General features: G+C 72.5%; 18 protein-coding genes, 1 tRNA gene and 1 other RNA gene. 8 read left to right on the top strand and 12 right to left on the bottom strand.

The annotated features are described in order from the left end of the window. Positions 1-31 precede the first annotated feature (31 nt). Both ROT00_RS06260 and ROT00_RS06265 read right to left on the bottom strand, forming a co-directional pair. Entirely contained in the window at positions 32-502 is a 471-nt protein-coding gene (locus ROT00_RS06260) for an NfeD family protein (protein ID WP_404773229.1), read from the bottom strand. Between the two features lie 183 nt (positions 503-685). Beyond that, a complete protein-coding gene (locus ROT00_RS06265; protein ID WP_404773231.1) occupies positions 686-1,438 on the bottom strand; it encodes a hypothetical protein in 753 nt (250 codons plus the stop codon). A 40-nt stretch (positions 1,439-1,478) separates the two neighbouring features. On the opposite strand from ROT00_RS06265, the gene ROT00_RS06270 reads away from it, so the two are divergent. After that, a complete protein-coding gene (locus tag ROT00_RS06270) occupies positions 1,479-3,302 on the top strand; it encodes a bifunctional 3'-5' exonuclease/DNA polymerase (RefSeq protein ID WP_404773504.1) in 1,824 nt (607 codons plus the stop codon). Here the strand turns inward: ROT00_RS06270 and ROT00_RS06275 are convergent. Beyond that, on the bottom strand, positions 3,281-3,940 hold the full coding sequence (locus ROT00_RS06275) for a PadR family transcriptional regulator (RefSeq protein ID WP_404773232.1): 660 nt from the start codon (positions 3,938-3,940) through the stop codon (positions 3,281-3,283). The two genes, ROT00_RS06270 and ROT00_RS06275, sit on opposite strands and share 22 nt — an antisense overlap. 212 nt (positions 3,941-4,152) lie before the next feature. On the opposite strand from ROT00_RS06275, the gene ROT00_RS06280 reads away from it, so the two are divergent. Beyond that, the gene (locus ROT00_RS06280; protein ID WP_404773233.1) at positions 4,153-4,674 is read left to right on the top strand and encodes a DUF3145 domain-containing protein; all 522 of its coding nucleotides are present in this window, start codon (positions 4,153-4,155) and stop codon (positions 4,672-4,674) included. A gap of 148 nt (positions 4,675-4,822) precedes the next feature. On the opposite strand, the gene ROT00_RS06285 is transcribed toward ROT00_RS06280, so the two are convergent. The 6 genes from ROT00_RS06285 to aceE form a co-directional block, all read right to left on the bottom strand. Continuing rightward, positions 4,823-6,058, bottom strand: a complete 1,236-nt coding sequence (locus ROT00_RS06285) for a beta-ketoacyl-[acyl-carrier-protein] synthase family protein (RefSeq protein ID WP_404773235.1) — start codon at positions 6,056-6,058, stop codon at positions 4,823-4,825. 78 nt (positions 6,059-6,136) lie between these two features. Further along, positions 6,137-6,385 (bottom strand): acyl carrier protein, encoded by a 249-nt coding sequence (locus ROT00_RS06290; protein ID WP_189086421.1) that lies wholly within the window; start codon positions 6,383-6,385, stop codon positions 6,137-6,139. Between the two features lie 67 nt (positions 6,386-6,452). Continuing rightward, positions 6,453-7,457: a beta-ketoacyl-ACP synthase III gene (locus ROT00_RS06295; RefSeq protein ID WP_404773236.1), complete on the bottom strand. Its 1,005-nt coding sequence runs from the start codon at positions 7,455-7,457 to the stop codon at positions 6,453-6,455. A 41-nt stretch (positions 7,458-7,498) separates the two neighbouring features. Then, positions 7,499-8,419, bottom strand: a complete 921-nt coding sequence (locus ROT00_RS06300; RefSeq protein ID WP_404773238.1) for an ACP S-malonyltransferase — start codon at positions 8,417-8,419, stop codon at positions 7,499-7,501. Between the two features lie 125 nt (positions 8,420-8,544). Next, complete coding sequence (locus ROT00_RS06305; protein ID WP_404773239.1) at positions 8,545-9,762, bottom strand: PucR family transcriptional regulator; 1,218 nt, start codon at positions 9,760-9,762, stop codon at positions 8,545-8,547. Positions 9,763-9,775: 13 nt separating this feature from the next. After that, the gene (gene aceE / locus ROT00_RS06310; protein WP_404773241.1) at positions 9,776-12,502 is read right to left on the bottom strand and encodes a pyruvate dehydrogenase (acetyl-transferring), homodimeric type; all 2,727 of its coding nucleotides are present in this window, start codon (positions 12,500-12,502) and stop codon (positions 9,776-9,778) included. 161 nt (positions 12,503-12,663) lie between these two features. Between aceE and ROT00_RS06315 the strand changes: the two genes are divergently transcribed. Continuing rightward, a complete protein-coding gene (locus ROT00_RS06315; RefSeq protein ID WP_404773242.1) occupies positions 12,664-13,122 on the top strand; it encodes a peroxiredoxin in 459 nt (152 codons plus the stop codon). A 45-nt stretch (positions 13,123-13,167) separates the two neighbouring features. On the opposite strand, the gene ROT00_RS06320 is transcribed toward ROT00_RS06315, so the two are convergent. Further along, the gene (locus tag ROT00_RS06320; protein WP_404773244.1) at positions 13,168-13,899 is read right to left on the bottom strand and encodes a hypothetical protein; all 732 of its coding nucleotides are present in this window, start codon (positions 13,897-13,899) and stop codon (positions 13,168-13,170) included. A 65-nt stretch (positions 13,900-13,964) separates the two neighbouring features. Between ROT00_RS06320 and ROT00_RS06325 the strand changes: the two genes are divergently transcribed. Then, a tRNA-Val gene (locus ROT00_RS06325) sits at positions 13,965-14,037 on the top strand. A gap of 14 nt (positions 14,038-14,051) precedes the next feature. Here ROT00_RS06325 and ROT00_RS06330 read toward each other — a convergent pair. Next, the gene (locus tag ROT00_RS06330; RefSeq protein ID WP_404773245.1) at positions 14,052-14,519 is read right to left on the bottom strand and encodes a winged helix-turn-helix transcriptional regulator; all 468 of its coding nucleotides are present in this window, start codon (positions 14,517-14,519) and stop codon (positions 14,052-14,054) included. Between the two features lie 237 nt (positions 14,520-14,756). Here ROT00_RS06330 and ROT00_RS06335 point away from each other — a divergent pair, with 237 nt between their 5' ends. The 4 genes from ROT00_RS06335 to rnpB all read left to right on the top strand — a co-directional run bounded on the left by ROT00_RS06335 (position 14,757) and on the right by rnpB (position 17,332). Beyond that, on the top strand, positions 14,757-15,086 hold the full coding sequence (locus ROT00_RS06335) for a YciI family protein (protein ID WP_404773247.1): 330 nt from the start codon (positions 14,757-14,759) through the stop codon (positions 15,084-15,086). Positions 15,087-15,289: 203 nt separating this feature from the next. Then, positions 15,290-16,108, top strand: coding sequence for a Nif3-like dinuclear metal center hexameric protein (locus ROT00_RS06340; RefSeq protein WP_404773248.1), 819 nt, complete (start codon positions 15,290-15,292; stop codon positions 16,106-16,108). Positions 16,109-16,148: 40 nt separating this feature from the next. Then, positions 16,149-16,886, top strand: coding sequence for a zinc ribbon domain-containing protein (locus ROT00_RS06345; protein WP_404773249.1), 738 nt, complete (start codon positions 16,149-16,151; stop codon positions 16,884-16,886). A gap of 70 nt (positions 16,887-16,956) precedes the next feature. Further along, positions 16,957-17,332, top strand: an RNA gene (rnpB, locus tag ROT00_RS06350) — RNase P RNA component class A. A gap of 34 nt (positions 17,333-17,366) precedes the next feature. On the opposite strand, the gene ppgK is transcribed toward rnpB, so the two are convergent. Beyond that, on the bottom strand, positions 17,367-18,119 hold the full coding sequence (gene ppgK / locus ROT00_RS06355) for a polyphosphate--glucose phosphotransferase (protein ID WP_404773251.1): 753 nt from the start codon (positions 18,117-18,119) through the stop codon (positions 17,367-17,369). Between the last annotated feature and the right edge of the window lie 25 nt (positions 18,120-18,144).

The following is an 18,144-nucleotide window of genomic DNA, read 5'->3' on the forward strand; positions in this document are numbered from 1 at the left end:
GGGGCGCGCCGAGGCCGGCTCGCCCGGCGGATCAGTCGGCGACGACCTTGACCCGGCTGCCCGCGTGCTCGACGACGCGCACTCGCGCGCCCTCGGCGATCGGCTGCTCGGAGTAGGCGAGGCGGCGCTCGATCTCGCCGGGACCGTCGAGGCTGACCTCGCCGCCCGCGGGGGAGATGTCGGAGCGGGCGACGCCGGTGAGGCCGAGCGCCGACACCGGGGCGCCGTCGGAGCTGCGGGTGAGGTTCCGCACCACGAGCACGCTCAGCAGGTAGGCGACGACCGCGAGCACGGCGGCGAGCACGTAGGCCCACACGAGCTCGAGGCCGAGCGACGCGGTGAGCGTGCCGGCAGCGCCGAAGACCACGAGACCGACGGCGAGGGCCGTGCCGGAGATCGCGCCGTCGCCGATCTCGAAGTGGTCGAGGATGTCGCCGAGGATCAGCGAGACGAGGAGGAGGGCGAGCCCGACGCCTCCGACGATGAGGAAGGGGAGCAGCACGTCGCGGAACCTCTCGGCTGGCAGGGAAACGGGAGTGCGTTCACCCTATCGGCACCGGTCACCCGCCGCATCGCTCATCGGACGAGCCGGCGCGAATGACCCCCGCGCCCGCGCCCGCGACGGCGCCCGCGGCCGCGGTCGCGTCAGGCCGCACCCACGGCCGCACCCGTGCCTGCACCCGCGTCACGCGGACTCCGCCACGGCGAGCGCGTCGACGGCGGCGGCACCGCGGAGGCCCACCATGCGGGCGACGATCTCGTCGGCCACACGGGCGTCGACGGTGCGGCACACCACGTCGTTCGGGCCGAGCGCCTCGAGCCCGCCGCCGCGGACCCGGATGACGTCCCAGCCGACCTCGGCGAGCGCCTCGTCCTTCTCCCGGTCGGAGGCCTCCTTCAGCCCCAGGTGGGCGCGACGCGAGCGCCCGGGGTCGTCGTACTCGATCGCGATGCGCAGCTGGGGCACGAGGATGTCGGGCCAGACCTCGCTGCGCCCGAAGAAGGTGCGCGCGACCCGGACGGCGTTCACCCGGTGGTGGAGCCGGATGCGCGCCCCGAGGAGGGCCCGGAGCCGCTGCTCCGTCATCGAGGTGCGGGTGCGCAGGCCCGGGTTCATGAACGCGACACCGGCCTCTCGGCGGGCCGCGGGCGCTCCGGCGCTGCTCCGGCACTTCGCGCACGCGGTGCCGGTGAGCTGTTCGCGCACGGTCGCCCGGTAGCGGTCGTGCCCGCGCTCGCACCGCCACTCGTACTCGGCCCCGATGCGCGTCTCGCGTCCGAGCCGCGCGCGCTCCGGGGGTGCCGCCCGGCGCAGCAGCTCGCCGCGCGAGCGCTGGGTCTCGGCGATCAGCATGCACAGCGGGCACACGCGGGAGAGGCGCACGGCGCCCCGCTCGGGGTCGCCGCCGTGGCCGCAGCGGAAGCTCACCTCAGCCATGCCCGGCCTCCGGGTTCGCGCTCGTCGTCATGCGGACATGATGCCTCCGACCGCCGACACGCGCCCGGTGCGCGGAGGGTCGCGGCGGCGGGCCGATGTCGCCGGCGTCCGCCACACTGGGGAGGTGCGCATCGCGATCGGCCCCCGCGACGACGGCCTGATCGCCCTCGTCGACCCCGACGCGCCCGCTGCGCCGCTCGCGGTGGTCGCGGCGGCGGAGCTCGCGACGGCCGTCGCCGCGTTCGAGCGGGATGCCTCGCCGCGCTGGGTCTGGAGCGACACCCGGCAGTGGTACCCGAAGCTCCTCGCGGCCGGCGTGCGCGTCGAACGCTGCGACGACCTCCTCCTCTCCGCCGCGATCCTCGACCACTCGACGGACACGGCGGCCGCTCGGGAGGCCGGCTCGCCCCCCGCTCCCGCCTGGATCGCCCGGCTCCGCGCCGGTCAGCTCGCCCCCGCTCCGGTCGCCGCGGGGACGGCGCTGTTCGAGTTCGACGACTTCGACGGGGGCGACCGCGGCACCGCGTCGACCGGGCCGAGCATCGAGGAGGTGCTCGCCGAGGACGTGCGGCAGCGCGGGCTCGCCGCCGGCAGCGCCAGGCCGCGGGCGATGCGCCTCCTCCTCGCGGCGGAGTCGGCCGGGGCGCTGATCGGCGCCGAACTGCACGCCGCCGGGCTGCCGTGGAGCCGCGACGTGCACGAAGCGGTGCTCGAGAGCGCGCTCGGGCCACGGCCGCGGCCCGGGATGAAGCCCGAGCGCATGGAGCGGCTGGCGGTCGAGGTCCGCCGGGAGCTCGAGGCGCCGGGGCTGAACCTCGACTCCCAGGTCGAGGTGCTGCGCGCCCTCCGCGCGGCGGGCATCCCCGTCGAGTCCACGAGCCGTTGGGAGCTGCGCGAGCACGAGCACCCCGCGATCGAGCCGCTCGTCGCCTACAAGAAGCTCGCGCGCCTCGCGAGTGCGAACGGCTGGGCCTGGCTCGACGAGTGGATCGTCGACGGCAGGTTCCGGCCCGACTACGTGCCGGGCGGCACCGCGACCGGCCGCTGGGCGACGTCCGGGGGCGGGGCCCTGCAGCTGCCGAAGCTCGTGCGCAGCGCCGTCGTCGCGGATCCCGGTTGGCGGCTCGTCGTCGCCGACGCCGCGCAGCTCGAGCCGCGCGTGCTCGCGGCGCTCGCCCATGACGAGGCGATGGCCGACGCGGCACGCGGCCGCGACGTCTACCGAGGCATCGTCGAAGCCGGCGTCGTCGAGGAGCGCGATCAGGCGAAGATCGCGGTGCTCGGCGCCATGTACGGTGCCACGACGGGCGACAGCGGACGACTCGTGCCCCGGCTCGCTCGGGCCTTCCCGCGGGCGATGGCGCTCGTCGATCGGGCGGCGGCGCAGGGGGAGCGCGGCGCCGCCGTGACGACCAACCTCGGCCGCTCGTCCCCGCTTCCGCCGTCGAGCTGGCGCGAGGTGCAGCACCGGGCCAGCGAGCCGGACGCGAGTCCGAGCGATGAACGGCGTGCCCGCAGCTCCGCACGGGACTGGGGCCGGTTCACCCGCAACTTCGTAGTCCAGGGCAGCGCGGCCGAGTGGTCGTTGTGCTGGATGGCGGCACTCCGTTCCCGGCTGGCCGCGATGGCGCCCGGCGGCCGGCGCGCGGAGGCGTCCGGGCCCGTGTTCGCGGCGGTCCCGCACCTCGTCTACTACCTGCACGACGAGATCATCGTGCACACCCCGGCCGAGTGCGTCGACGAGGTCGCCGCCGCGGTCGCCGCCTGCGCCGCGGAGGCCGGCAGGCTTCTGTTCGGGGACTTCCCGATCGACTTCCCGCTGGATCTCGCCGTCGTCGAGAGCTACGCGCTGGCGGAGGGCTGAACGTCCTCGCGGGTCGCCGTGCGTCGGCGGCCGCGTCGCGGACGCACGAGGGACGGCGCGAACGCTGGATCGCCGGATGCCGCGACGGCCGCGACCTCGTCGAGCCAGGCGAGTGCCGCCCGGGCGCGTGCGGCATCCGCAGCCGCGGCGAGCCCCCGCAACTTCGCCGAGTGCGCCTGCGAGGTCGCTTCCGGATCGCCCGGCGCCTCGGTCGCGGGGGAGCTGTCCGCGCCCGACGCCGCCGCGGCATCCGCGTGCGCGGTCTCGAGTCGTCGGAGCCACCGCTCCCGCTCCGCGGTGACGATGGGCGCGAGCGCGGTCCCCGGCAGCGACGCGGCGATGAGGACGCGGTCGACGGTCTCGTCCCAGGCGTCCGCGCCGGCGGCGTCGGCGCCCGACACCCAGGCGTCCGCGAGGGCCTGCCCGGCCGGAGTGAGGGCGTGCAGCGGGAGGCCGTCGTCGGTGGTGCCGGCGGGTGCGATGAGCCCCGACTTCGTGGCGCGGTCGAGGGTGGCGTACGTCTGGCCGACGTTGATCGCCCGCCGTCCGCCCGTGCGCTCGGCGAGCCCGCCGTGCAGCGCGAAGCCGTAGGCGGGACCAAGTCCGAGGATCGCGAGGAGTGCTTCGCGAACGGCCATCGTGCGCCTCCGATCGAGGTGAGAGAACTCCTCACCGAGCATACAGTTCACCGGCCGAGGGCGCGCTTCCCGCGCGACGCGCCGTGATTCTTGTCTTCCGCCCTGATGCGGGGCATAATCGCGGGTGACGGCCATGCCGTCGCACAATCGAAGAAGCCACCCGTTTCGTTCCGAGGTCGTAGGGGAAGACGCACCTAGAGAACGGAGTAGAGATGGCTGAACAGCTCACGCGGGCCACGCGCGCCGCGCGAGGCGTGCTGTTCGTGCACTCCTCGCCTCGAGCGATCTGCCCCCACCTCGAGTGGGCGGCGGGCCGCACCCTCGGCGTGCCCGTGAACTTCGACTGGCAGGAGCAGCCGGTCCTGCGCGGCAGCATGCGGGCCGAGTTCGTCTGGGAGGGCGCCCAGGGCGACGGCGCGCGGCTCGCCTCCGCGCTGCGCGGCTGGGACCACGTCCGCTTCGAGGTGAGCGAGGACCCGGGGCCCGGCAGCGACGGCGCCCGCTGGATGCACACGCCCGCGCTCGGCATCCACTTCGCACAGACCGACAGCGCCGGGAACGCGGTCGTCCCCGAGGACCGCGTGCGCTACGCCATGGAACTCGCGGGCCACGACCCGCTCGAGCTGCACCGCGAGCTCCGGCTCGCGCTCGGGCAGGCGTGGGACGACGAGCTCGAGCCCTTCCGCCATGCGAGCGACTTCGCTCCCGTCGTCTGGATGCACCAGGTGGGATGAGCGGATGCCGCGGGTCGCTCGCGGCGCGACGCGGAGGTCGGACGAGGAATCCCGGCGGCCGTACGAGCGAAGCGGGCGACCCGATGACGAAGGCCCCGGTGGGAACCCACCGGGGCCTTCGTCATGCGCCTCGGTCGAGGCGGAGGTGCTACGCCGAGCGGAACGCGACGACCGCGTTGTGCCCGCCGAACCCGAAGGAGTTCGAGATCGCGAGCTGGTCCGTCGCGCCGAGGTCCTGCAGCTCGCCGGACACCCGGAACGGGACCTCGGGGTCCTGCTCGGTGAGGTTGATCGTCGGCGGCGCCTGGCGGTCGCGGATCGCGAGGATCGTGAAGATCGCCTCGAGCGCGCCCGTGCCGCCGAGGAGGTGGCCGGTGGAGGCCTTCGTCGCCGAGACGGGGATGTCGTCGATGCGGTCGCCGAACACGGTCTTCAGCGCCTGGTACTCGTTCGGGTCGCCGACCGGGGTCGACGTCGCGTGGGCGTTGATGTGCGTCACCTCGTCCGGCGAGGCGCCCGCCTGGGCGAGCGCCAGCTCCACCGCACGAGCCGCGCCGCGACCCTCGGGGTCGTTGGCGGTGATGTGGTACGAGTCCGCGGTGACGCCGCCGCCGACCACGTAGGCGTAGATCTTCGCGCCGCGGGCCTTCGCGTGCTCCTCGGTCTCGAGGATGAGCGCGCCCGCGCCCTCGCCCATGACGAAGCCGTCGCGGTCGACGCTCGTCGGCCGCGAGGCGTGCGCCGGGTCGTCGTTGCGCCGCGAGAGGGCCTGCATCGAGGCGAACGAGGCGATCGTGATCGGGTGGATGGCGGACTCGGTGCCGCCCGCGATGACGATGTCGGCGAGGCCGTCGCGGAGGTGCTTCACGGCGTTCACGAGCGACTCGGTGCTCGAGGCGCAGGCGCTCGCGTAGGTGCTCGCGTACGCACGGGCGCCGAAGTGCAGCGAGAGGTTGCCCGCGGCGGCGTTCGGCATCAGCATGGGCACGGTCATCGGGAGCACCCGGCGGGGGCCGCGCTCGCGCAGCGTGTCCCAGGCGTCGAGGAGCGTCCAGACGCCGCCGATGCCGGTCGCGAAGTCGATGCCGAGGCGCTCGGGGTCGACCTCCGGCGCACCGGCGTCGGCCCACGCCTCCTTGGCGGCGATGAGCGCGAACTGCGAGGCGGGGTCGAGTCGCTTGGCGACGGGGCGCTCGAGGACGGCCTCGGGGCGCACGATGGCCTCGGCCGCGAAGGTGACGGGAAGCTCGTACTTCTCGACCCACTCGTGCTCGAGACTGCGGGCGCCGGACACGCCGGCGCGCAGGGCGTCCCAGCTCTCGGGCGCGGTGCCGCCGAGCGGGGAACTCGCACCGATGCCGGTGACGACGATGTTCTTGGTCATGACGAAAACACTCCGGGGAGGAAACGGGACGAGGACCGTGCGAGCGGGCCGCCGGAAGCGGCCCGCTCGTCGCGATGCCTAGGCCTGAGCCTTGACGATGAAGCTGACGGCGTCGCCGACGGTCTTGAGGTTCTTGACCTCTTCGTCGGGGATCTTGACGTCGAACTTCTCCTCGGCGTTGACGACGATCGTCATCATCGAGATGGAGTCGATGTCCAGGTCATCGGTGAACGACTTGTCCAGCTCCACCGTGTCGGTCGCGATGCCGGTCTCGTCGTTGATGAGCTCGGCCAGGCCGGCCAGCACTTCTTCGTTGGACAATGCCATGGTTCTTCTCCTTGCAGGGGTGTCTCGTTTGACCGAGACACAGTCTAGAGGGACTGGGACCGGTGGTTCAGGGAAGAACCACCACTTGGGCGCCGAACACGAGTCCGGCGCCGAAGCCGATCTGCAGCGCGAGGCCGCCGGAGAGCTCGGGGTGCTCCTCGAGCAGGCGGTGCGTCGCGAGCGGGATGGATGCGGCCGAGGTGTTGCCCGTCGTCGCGATGTCGCGGGCGATCACGACCGACTCGGGCAGCTTCAGCTGCTTGGCGAACTCGTCGATGATGCGCATGTTCGCCTGGTGGGGGATGAACGCGGCGAGGTCGGCGCTCGTGACGCCGGCGGCGTCGAGCGCCTGCTTCGCCACCTTCGCCATGTCCCACACCGCCCAGCGGAAGACGGTCTGGCCCTCCTGGCGGAGCGTCGGCCATTCGCCGTCTCCGTCTCGGAACTCGACGAGGGTGCGGTTCATGCCGACCGCGCCCGCCTTGGAGCCGTCGGAGCCCCAGACGGTGCGTGCGATGCCGGGGAAGTCGCTCGGGCCGATCACTGCGGCGCCGGCGCCGTCGCCGAGGAGGAAGGAGATGCTGCGGTCGGTCGGGTCGACGACGTCGGAGAGCTTCTCCGCGCCGATGACGAGCGCGTAGTGGGCGACGCCGGTGCGGATGAGGGCGTCGGCCTGGGCCACGGCGTAGGCGTATCCCGCGCAGGCCGCGTTCGTGTCGTACGCGGCCGCGGGGTTCGCCCCGACGCGGTCGGCGAGCACGGCGGCCATCGACGGGGTCTGCTGCACGTTCGAGATCGTCGCGACGATGACGAGGTCGATGAGCTCGGGGGAGATGCCGGACTTGGCGATCGCCTCCTCCGCGGCCTCGGTCGCGAGATCGAGGGCGCTCACCGCGGCGCTCGCCCGGGTGCGGGTGACGATGCCGGTGCGCTGCTGGATCCACTCGTCGGAGGAGTTGATCGGGCCGATCAGCTCGTCGTTCGGCACCGCGTGCTCGCCGCGGGCGGCGCCCATCGCGTAGATCCGCGTGTAGGCGGGGCCGTGCGACTGCTGCAGGGTCGGCTTGGTCATGCGGTTCGGCTCTTCTCTGCTTCTACTCGGGGGGTCGGGGCTCAGGAGGCCTGGGCGATGAGCTCGGCGGCGGCGGCGAGGTCGTCGGGCGTCTTCACCGCGACGGTCGGCACGCCCTTCAGCGCACGCTTCGCGAGACCGACGAGGGCACCGGCGGGGGCGAGCTCGATGATGCCCGTGACGCCGGCCTCGGCGAACGCGGCCATGTCGAGGTCCCAGCGCACCGGGGAGGAGACCTGCCCGACCAGGAGTTCCACGAACTCGGAGCCCGACGCGACCGCGCTGCCGTCGCGGTTGGTCCAGAGCGGGAGGGCGGGGTCGGCGGGCGCGAGCGTCGCGGCGACCTCGGCGAGCCGGTCGACGGCCGGTCGCATGTAGCGGGTGTGGAACGCGCCCGCGACCTGGAGCGGGATCACCCGCGAGCCGGCCGGCGGTTCCGCCTTCAGCTGCTCGAGCGCGTCGATCGCGCCCGCGACGACGATCTGCCCGCCGCCGTTGTAGTTCGCCGGCTCGAGACCGAGTTCGGCGAGGCGGGCGAGCAGCTCCTGCTCGTCGCCGCCGAGGACGGCGCTCATGCCGGTCGCGACCTCGGCCGCGGCATCCGCCATCGCCCGACCGCGCGCCGCCACGAAACGCATCGCTTCGGCGGCGTCGAGCACGCCGCTGCCCGCGGCCGCGGTGATCTCGCCGACCGAGTGCCCGGCGATGCCGCCGACGCCGCTCGCCCGGCCGCCCTCGAAGAGCGCCTCGAGCGTCAGGATGCCGGCCGCGACGATGAGCGGCTGCGCCACCTTCGTGTCGCGGATGGTGTCGGCGTCGCTCACCGTGCCGTGCTCGGCGAGGTCGAGCTCGGCGGCGGCCGAGAGCTCGGCCAGGCGCGCGGCGCGCGCCGGGTCCTCGAGCCAGGGGGTGAGGAATCCGGGGGTCTGCGAGCCCTGTCCAGGGCAGACGACGACGATCACCCGACTAGTCTGCCAACGCCTGGACGGTCATGGGTGTGCACACGCCACAAGGTCTGCGAAGAACCCTTGTGCGCGGGGTACAGAAGCTTCGATGGCGGCCGGGCTCATCCGATCGCACGCCGGGCTCAGCTCGAGGCGCGACGGCGCGGCTGGGCCTCGTGATCGCTCATCGAGCCGACGATGAGCGCCGACTGCAGGATGAGCGCCTCACGGGCGCCGGTGGCGTCGTAGCCGATCACATCGGAGACGCGCTTCAGGCGATAGCGCACCGTGTTCGGATGCACGAAGAGCTCGCGCGCGGTCGCCTCGAGCGAGCGGCCGTTGTCGAGGTAGCTCCAGAGCGTCGTCAACAACTCGGTGGAGTGCGCCTGGAGCGGCCGGTAGATGCGGTGCACGAGGGTCGCCCGGGCGAGCGGGTCGCCCGCGAGCGCCCGCTCGGGAAGCAGATCGTCGGCGTGCACTGGGCGCGGGGCGTGCCGCCACGAGCGCGCCACGGCGAAGCCCGCGAGCGCCGCCTTCGCGCTCTTCGAGGCATCCACCAGGTTCGGCACCTCGTGACCGAGCACGAGGTGCCCGGCGCCGAACTGCGGCTCGAGCTGCGTCGCGATCTCGAGGAAGCTCAGCGCGGGAGCGGTGCCGATCGTCTCCTCGCCGCCCTCGCGGGCCTGCGGGTCGGCGCGCCCGATCACGACGACGAGCCGATTGCCCTGGACGCCGATCAGTACGTCGGCGTGCATGTGCCTGGCCGCGCGACGGATCTGGTCGACATCGAACTGCTTCGGCGCCGTGCCCACGAGCACCGCGACCTCGCCGTGCCCGTGCCAGCCGAGCGCGGCGATCCGGCTCGGCAGCTCGTCGTCGTACTCGCCCGAGAGGATCGAGTCGACGACGAGGGCCTCGAGCCGGGCATCCCAGAGGCCGCGTGCCTCGGCCGCGCGCGCGTAGACGTCCGCCGCGGCGAACGCGATCTCCCGCGAGTACAGCAGGATCGCCTCGCGCAGCGGCTCGCCGCCGTCCTTCACCCGTTCCTCGACGACCTCCACGACCACGCGGATGAGCTGCAGCGTCTGCTGCAGGCTCACCGAGCGGAGGAGCTCCCGAGGGGCCGCGCCGAAGACGTCGGCGGCGATCCAGGGCGTCGAGCGCGGGTCGTCGAACCACGAGATGAACGAGGTGATGCCCGCCTGCGCGACGAGGCCCACGGCCGAACGGCGGCTCGGCGGCATGTCACCGTACCAGGGGAGCGTGTCCTCCAGACGCTTCAGCGTCTGAGTGGCCAGCTCGCCCGAGATGGTGCGCAACCACGCGAGCGTTTCCGCCTTCGTCCGGGGCCTCGTCGCCAATGCAGCTCGCCCGTCAGCTCTCGCCGCCGGCCGACCCCGTGGTGCCGGCGTTGACGTCGTGCAGACGGTACTTCTCGATCGCCTGAGCGGCGAGCGAGCGGTCGACCTCGCCGCGCTCCGCGAGGAGCTCGAGCGTGCGGACCACGACCGAGGGGCCGTCGATCTTGAAGAAGCGACGGGCCGCCGGGCGGGTGTCCGAGAAGCCGAAGCCGTCGGCGCCGAGCGTGGCGTACTGACCCGGCACGTACGGGCGGATCTGCTCCTGCACGGCGTGCATGAAGTCGGACACCGCGACGAACGGTCCGGCCGCGCCCGAGAGCTTCTGCGTGAGGTACGGCACGCGGCGCTCGGCGTCGGGGTTCAGGAAGTTGTGCGAGTCGGCTGCGAGGCCGTCGCGGTTGAGCTCCGACCAGCTGGTGACGCTCCACACGTCGGCGGCGACGCCCCAGTCCTCGGCGAGGAGCTGCTGCGCCTCGAGGATCCACGGCACGGCGACGCCGGAGGCGAGGAGCTGGGCCTTCGGGCCCTGCACCTGCGACTGCGAGATGCGGTGGATGCCGCGGACGATGCCGTCGACGTCGACCCCCTCGGGCTCGGCGGGCTGCACGATCGGCTCGTTGTACACCGTGAGGTAGTACATGACGTTCGGGTCGGGGTGCGCGCCGCCGTACATGCGCTCGAGGCCCGAGCGCACGATGTGCCCGATCTCGTACCCGTAGGCCGGGTCGTACGAGACGACCGCGGGGTTCGTCGCCGCGAGGAGCAGCGAGTGGCCGTCGGCGTGCTGCAGGCCCTCGCCGGTGAGCGTGGTGCGGCCCGCGGTCGCGCCGATCATGAAGCCGCGCGCCATCTGGTCGCCGGCCGCCCAGATCGCGTCGCCCGTGCGCTGGAAGCCGAACATCGAGTAGAACACGTAGATCGGGATCAGCGGCTCGCCCTGCGTCGAGTACGAGGTGCCGACGTTCGTGAACGCGGCGAGCGCCCCGGCCTCGTTGATGCCGACGTGGATGATCTGACCCTGCGGGCTCTCCTTGTAGGCGAGGAGGAGCTCGCGGTCGACCGAGGTGTAGTGCTGGCCGTTCGGGTTGTAGATCTTCGCGTTCGGGAAGAACGCGTCCATGCCGAAGGTGCGGGCCTCGTCGGGGATGATCGGCACGATGCGGTGGCCGAAGTCCTTCGAGCGCATGAGGTCCTTCAGGAGCCGCACGAACGCCATGGTCGTGGCGATCTCCTGGGTGCCGGAGCCCTTCTTCGCGATCGCGTACGCCGAGTCGTCGGGCAGCGAGATCGCGGTGTGCGAGGTGCGGCGCTCCGGGGTGTAGCCGCCGAGGTCGCGCCGGCGCTCGTGCAGGTACTGGATCGCCTGGTCCTCGCCGCCCGGGTGGTAGTACGGCGGGAGGTAGGGGTTCTCCTCGAGCTGGGCGTCGGTGATGGGGATGCGCATCGAGTCGCGGAACGTCTTCAGGTTCTCGAGCGTCATCTTCTTCATCTGGTGGGTCGCGTTGCGGCCCTCGAACGCCGGCCCGAGGCCATAGCCCTTGATCGTCTTCGCGAGGATGACGGTCGGCTGGCCCTTGTGCTCGGTCGCCGCCTTGAACGCGGCGTAGACCTTGCGGTAGTCGTGACCGCCGCGCTTCAGGCCCCAGATCTCGTCGTCGCTCAGGTGCGTGACGAGGTCGAGGGCGCGCGGGTCGCGGCCGAAGAAGTTCTCGCGCACGTAGGCGCCGGACTCGGCCTTGTAGGTCTGGTAGTCGCCGTCGGGGGTGACGTTCATCAGGTTGCGCAGGGCGCCCTCGTGGTCGCGGGCGAGGAGGTCGTCCCACTCGCGGCCCCAGATGACCTTGATGACGTTCCAGCCGGCGCCGCGGAAGTAGCTCTCGAGCTCCTGGATGATCTTGCCGTTGCCGCGCACGGGGCCGTCGAGGCGCTGCAGGTTGCAGTTGATCACGAAGGTGAGGTTGTCGAGGCCCTCGTTCGCGGCGACCTGGAGCTGACCGCGGCTCTCGACCTCGTCCATCTCGCCGTCGCCGAGGAAGGCCCAGACATGCTGGTCCGAGGCGTCCTTGATGCCGCGGTTCGTCAGGTACTTGTTGAGCTGCGCCTGATAGATCGCGTTGATCGGGCCGAGCCCCATCGACACCGTGGGGAACTGCCAGAACTCGGGCATGAGGCGCGGGTGCGGGTAGCTCGAGAGGCCGTTCGGGGCGTGCGACTTCTCCTGGCGGAAGCCGTCGAGCTGGTCGCCGCTCAGGCGGCCCTCGAGGAAGGCGCGGGCGTACATGCCGGGGGAGGCGTGGCCCTGGTAGAAGATCTGGTCGCCGCCGCCCGGGTGGTCCTGGCCGCGGAAGAAGTGGTTGAAGCCGACCTCGTAGAGGGCCGCGCTCGAGGCGTAGGTCGAGATGTGGCCGCCGACGGCGATGTTCGGTCGCTGGGCGCGGTGCACGAGCACGGCGGCGTTCCAGCGGATCCAGGCGCGGTAGCGGCGCTCGATCTCCTCGTCGCCCGGGAACTCGGGCTCGTTCTCCGGGGCGATCGTGTTGAGGTAGTCCGTGGTGGGCACCATCGGCACGCCGAGGTGCAGCTCCTTGGAGCGCTTGAGCAGGCTCAGCATAATCTCGCGAGCCCGCTGGTGGCCCTTCGCCTCGACGAGCGCGTCGAGGGATTCAGCCCATTCACCCGTCTCTTCGGGATCGGAGTCCATGGCGTCGACCGAGTAAGGGTCCTGGTCGTTGACAGTCACACTCGACCTCTTTCAGTAGTCTCATGAAGCGGTTCGTGCGTGTGCGCGCCGAGCGGACTCCTCGCCCGAGCGGCACCACGCCATCCTAGTGATTCTATGCCCGCCGCCTGCCGGTCCGACCGGCCATGGCTCGGGCGCCATCACCGAAAGCGACGCTATCAATGATCCTGCCGTCCGGGGCCCAGGCGCCCGACTTCACCCTGCCCGATCAGTACGGCGCACCCGTCTCGCTCGCCGCCCTGACGGCCCGCGCGCCGGTCGCGCTGGTCTTCTTCCCCCTCGCGTTCTCGGGCATCTGCCGGGGGGAGCTCTGCGAGCTCCGCGACCACCTCCCGCTCTTCCGCGACGCGAAGGTCGAGCTCGTCGGCGTGTCGGTCGACTCGAAGTTCGCGCTGCGGGCGTGGGGGGAGCAGGAGGGGTTCGACTTCCCGCTGCTCGCGGATTTCTGGCCGCACGGCGAGGTCGCCCGTGCCTACGGCGCGTTCCGCGAGGATGCCGGCACCGCGTCGCGTGCGAGCTTCGTGATCGAGCGGGACGGCCGGATCCGCGCCTCGTTCGCGAGCGCACCGGGGGAGGCGCGGCCGCTCGCCGCGTATCGCGAGGCGATCGCGGGGCTCTGAGTCGCGACGGCGTCCCGGCCCGACGGCGGATCGGAGCGACGGCTGTCAGGCGAGGATGTTCACCGCCCGCGAGATGACGAGCGCCAGCAGCACGAATCCCGTGAGCGCCTGCACCGACATCAGGAGCTTCGTCCGGCTGCGCAGCGGCATCGCGTCGGTCGGGCTGAACGCCATCGTGTTCGTGAGCGAGACGTAGAGGTAGTCGACGAACCCCGGGCGCCAGTCGCCGCGCCTCGACGAGGCGACCGCGACCTCGTGGGAGGCGTCCTCCTCGTCGTCCTGCGGGAACGCGAAGTCCGCCGCCGGCAGCGCACTGCGCGCGAGCGTGCCGCGCGCGACCGGGCCGCCGCGATCGAGCTCCCAGTACAGGAGGCCGAAGGCGATGACGTTCGTGACCCAGACCTGGGCGGCCTCGAGCAGCACCGAGGCGCCGTCGGCGCTGCCGTCCACGAGCCGGACGACGACGTTCGCGACGCCGAGCTGATTCACCAGCACGAGCACCGCGGAGAACACGATCGCGAGCACCCGCGACCACTCGGTCTGGCGGTCGAGCCGGTGCGGGTTGATGACGAAGAGGGGCACCGCCATCGCCGCCAGCGCGATGAGGCCGATCGTCCGGCCGACGGCCGTCTCGGGCTGCTGGACCAGGGCGGTGAGCACCGCGGCGACCACGATGCCGGCGAACGCCGGCCACCGGGTCTCGGCGCGCCGCTCCTGGGCGACGGATGCCGGGGCGTCGTCGGTCGAGGCGGTCGCGTCGTCGGCGTCGCTGCGCATACCGCGAGTGTACGACCCGGCGCCGCGCCGGCCGGTAGGATTGGGCCTCGCCGCGCTTCGCGTGCGGGCCTGTAGCTCAGTTGGTAGAGCGCCACGTTTACACCGTGGATGTCGTCGGTTCGAGCCCGGCCGGGCCCACCGCACCTCGTCGCTCAGACCGCTGCGGAGGCGTCCGCCGCCGCGCGTGCGTAGGCGCCGGAGATCTCCGCCATCACGCCGCCGGCCGGCGATGGCTTCCCGCGGAGATGCACGTCGCGGAGCTCGTCCATGAAGCGGTCCCACAGGTCGGGACCGCCATCGGCGAGGATCTGCGCACGGATCGCGAGTTCCGGCGCCGTGGGCAGCCAGCGGGCACCCCACTCGCCGAGCTGCGCGAGAACCGGGATCAACTCGATCGCCGCTTCGGTGAGCCGATAGTCGATCTTCTGCCGGTGGCTCGGGTCTTCGTTGCGGGTGAGGAGACCCGCCTCCACGAGCTTGGTCAAGCGGGAGGACAGGATGTTCGAGGCGATCCCCTCGAGCGAATTGTCGAGGAGCTCCCGGAAGTGCCGGTGGCCTCCGAAGATGATGTCCCGCAGGACGATCAGGGACCAGCGATCCCCGAGCAGCTCGACGGTCATGTTGACGGGGCATCCCGATCGCCCGCCCGGCACCGTGAGGTGCTCGACCGGCGCGTCTCCGTAAACCGATAGCGGCATGCAACCAGTGTAGGGTACGCTGCTACCGATTGCAGACAGCAATCAGATGCCGGGTTCGGTGACGGTCTGGTGCCGCTCGACGACGCGGTCGATCCATGCCCCTCCGATTCCACGAGCACCCGTCCATCAACGGCGGAGAAGCAGAGAGGCTGATCACCCATGGCGACATTCATCACGATCGGGTACGGCGATCAAGCGGGGTACGACCGGACGGCGCCATCCGTTCGCGACGAGGCGCACGCCCACGACGAACGACTCAGCCGCGGCGGAGCCCGGATCGGACGCGCGGGGAACCCGGTGCAGGTTCGAAACCCCGAGGGAAGCGGGGTTCAGCGTCAGGACGGCGCCTTCATGAGTGCCGAACTGCCGCTCGCGGGCTTCATGCTCATCGAGGCGGACAGCCTCGACCAGGCCGTCGCCATGGTCGCGGACACTCCGTGCGCCGTCGCCCACGGCGTCGTGGAGGTCTGGCCGCTCAGCGGAAGCTGACGGCTGCGCCGACGGGACGACGACGCGGCAGGATCACCCCGGCGTGCGCCGACCCGGCGCCGTCGGAGTGAGCCCTTCGCGCTGACGATACGATGGTCCGAGGCACGGGCCCGCGTATCCGGCGCGGCCGGGAAGGTGAGGACGACCGTGGACGATCGCGACCCCGCCATCATCACCGGCACCGAGCGCCGGGTCGCCCGCGTATGACGCGCACGCTCGGCGAGGTGCTCGAGGTCGTCGAGCGCCGCTGGCCCATCGCCGGCATGGAGCCATGGGATGCCGCGGGGCTCGTCGCCGGCAACCCGAAGGCCCCGGTCCGGCGCATCCTGCTCGTCGTCGACGCCGTGCAGGCGACCATCGACGAAGCCCTCGAGGGCGGCTTCGACCTCGTGATCTCGCACCACCCCCTCCTGCTCCGCGGCGTCACCACCGTGGCCGAGGACCGCTACAAGGGCGCGATCCTCGCCCGGCTCATCCGCGGCGGCTGCGCGCTCCTCGCGGCCCACACGAACGTCGACGTCGTCGAGACCGGCACCTCCGCCGTCCTCGCCGAGCGGCTCGGGCTGCTCGACCTCCGGCCGATCGTGCCGTCCGCCGACGGTCGTACCGGCCTCGGCCGGGTCGGTCGCCTCGCCGAGCCGACGACGCTCGGCCGACTCGCCCGGCAGCTCGCCGAACTGCTGCCGCCCACCGCGACCGGCGTGCGCGCATCGGGCGGCTTCGACGACCCGGTCGAGACGGTCGCCGTCTGCGGCGGTGCCGGCGACTCGCTGCTCGCCGACCCCGCCGTCCGCGCCGCCGACGTCTACGTCACCGCCGATCTCCGCCACCACCCCGCCTCCGAGGCCCGCGAGCAGGCCCTCCTCGCCGGCGGCCCCGCCCTCCTCGACGTCTCGCACTGGGCGAGCGAGTGGCTGTGGCTCGACCGCGCGGCCGCCGAGCTGCGCGAGGCGCTGCCCGAGCTCGACGTCGTCGTCTCCGAACTCCGCACCGACCCCTGGGACTTCCAGGTGGTCCAGTGATCCACCCCACCCCGACCGCAGATCCCACGAGGAGCACCACGTGAAGGCCAGCCCCGCCGAACAGGAGACGCTGCTGCGCCTCCAGGCGATCGACACCCGCATCGCCCAGCTGACGCACCGCCTCGGCAGCCTCCCGCAGTCGGCGCCGCTCGCCGAGCTCGCGAGCCGCGACGACGGCGTCCGACGGTCGCGGGCCGAGGCGCTCGGGGTGCTGGAAGACGCCCGGGCGGAGCTCAAGCGGCTCGAGTCCGACGTCGAGATGGTCGAGGCGCGCATCGCCCGCGACGGTGAGCGGCTGACCCACACCTCCTCGGTGAAGGATGTCGCGGCGCTCGAGTCCGAGCTCGTCTCGCTCCGTCGACGGCTCTCCGACCTGGAGGACCAGGAGCTCGTCGTCATGGAACGCGTCGAGGGCGCCGAGTCGGCGGTCGCCGCGATCGACGACGAGCGCGCGGGCATCGCGGTGGAGCTCCAGCGGCTCGAGACCGAGCGCGCGGAGGCCGCCGCCGGGATCGAGACCGACCGGGAGCACGCCGTCCGCGACCGCGGCACGGTCGCCGCGGAGGTCCCCGAGGCGCTCCTCGCCTTCTACGAGCAGCGACGCGAGCGCGGCGCGGGCGTCGGCGCCGCGCTGCTGCGCCAGCGCACGTGCAGCGGCTGCACGATGACGCTCACCGGCAGCGACCTCGAGGCGGTGCGGCGCTCCGCGCCCGACGACGTCGTGCAGTGCCCCGAGTGCGACCGCATCCTCGTCCGCACCGAGGAGTCCGGGCTCTGACCGGATCCGGCGGCTGAATCCGGCCCGGGTGACCTGCGTCGGACGCCGCCCGGTAGACTGGCCCGGCGAGCGGGTCGGCAAGACGGTCGCGTCGCCCGAGCGATCGGGCGCCGAGGAACGTCCGGGCTCCGCAGGGCAGGACGGTGGGTAACGCCCACCCGGGGTGACCCGCGAGACAGTGCCACAGAAAACAGACCGCCTCGGGCTTCGGCCCGCGGTAAGGGTGAAACGGTGGGGTAAGAGCCCACCAGCGGCCGCGGTGACGCGGTCGGCTCGGTAAACCTCGTCCGGAGCAAGGCCAGACAGGGAACGATGGGGCTGCCCGTCCCGTTCCCGGGTAGGCCGCTAGAGGGCTGCGGCAACGCAGTCCCGAGAGAGATGGCCGTCCAGCCGGTGCCGCGCAAGCGCCCGGTGAACAGAACCCGGCGTATCAGCCGGCCCGCTCGCACCACTTCCACCCGGGCGCAGGGGCGGCGCTGCTCAGTCGGCCGCGAGCGATGCGGCGCCGAGGATCCCGGCGTTGTTCCGGTGCACGGCGGGCACGATCGGCGTCGTGAGGTCGAGCAGCGGCAGGAACTGCTCGTGGTGCTTCGAGACGCCCCCGCCGACGATGAAGAGGTCGGGGGAGAAGAGCATCTCGAGGTGCGCGTAGTAGCGCTGCAGGCGCGCCGCCCACTCGGCCCAGTCGAGCTCCTCGCGCTCCATCGCCGAGTACGCGGCACGGTGCTCCGCGTCGTCGCCGTCGAGCTCGAGGTGCCCGAGCTCGGTGTTCGGCACGAGCACGCCGTCGGAGAGGAACGCCGAGCCGATGCCGGTGCCGAGCGTCGTCAGGATGACGAGGCCCTCCACCCCGCGCGCGGCACCGTATCGGAGCTCCGCGACGCCCGCGGCATCCGCGTCGTTGATGAAGTGGATGTCCCGGCCGAGCGCCTGCTCGAAGAGCTCCTCGGCGTGCAGGCCGATCCACTCGTGCGACACGTTCGCCGCCGACAGGGTGAGTCCGCGCTTCACCACCGCGGGGAAGCAGACGCCGAGCGGCAGCCCGTCGCCGCCGGCGTCGGAGAACTCCTCGAGGAGGGCGCTCGTCGCCTCGACGATGTCGCTCGGGCGCCCGCCCTCGGGGGTCGCGACCTTGCGGCGGGGCGAGACGAGCTCGCCGCTCGCGAGGTCGACGACGGCCCCCTTGATGCCGGTTCCGCCGATGTCGATGCCGATCGCGAGGTCCTGCGTCATGGCGTTCACACTATCGCGGCACGGC

This window comes from Agromyces mediolanus, from assembly GCF_044917495.1.
GTDB lineage: Bacteria > Actinomycetota > Actinomycetes > Actinomycetales > Microbacteriaceae > Agromyces > Agromyces mediolanus_B.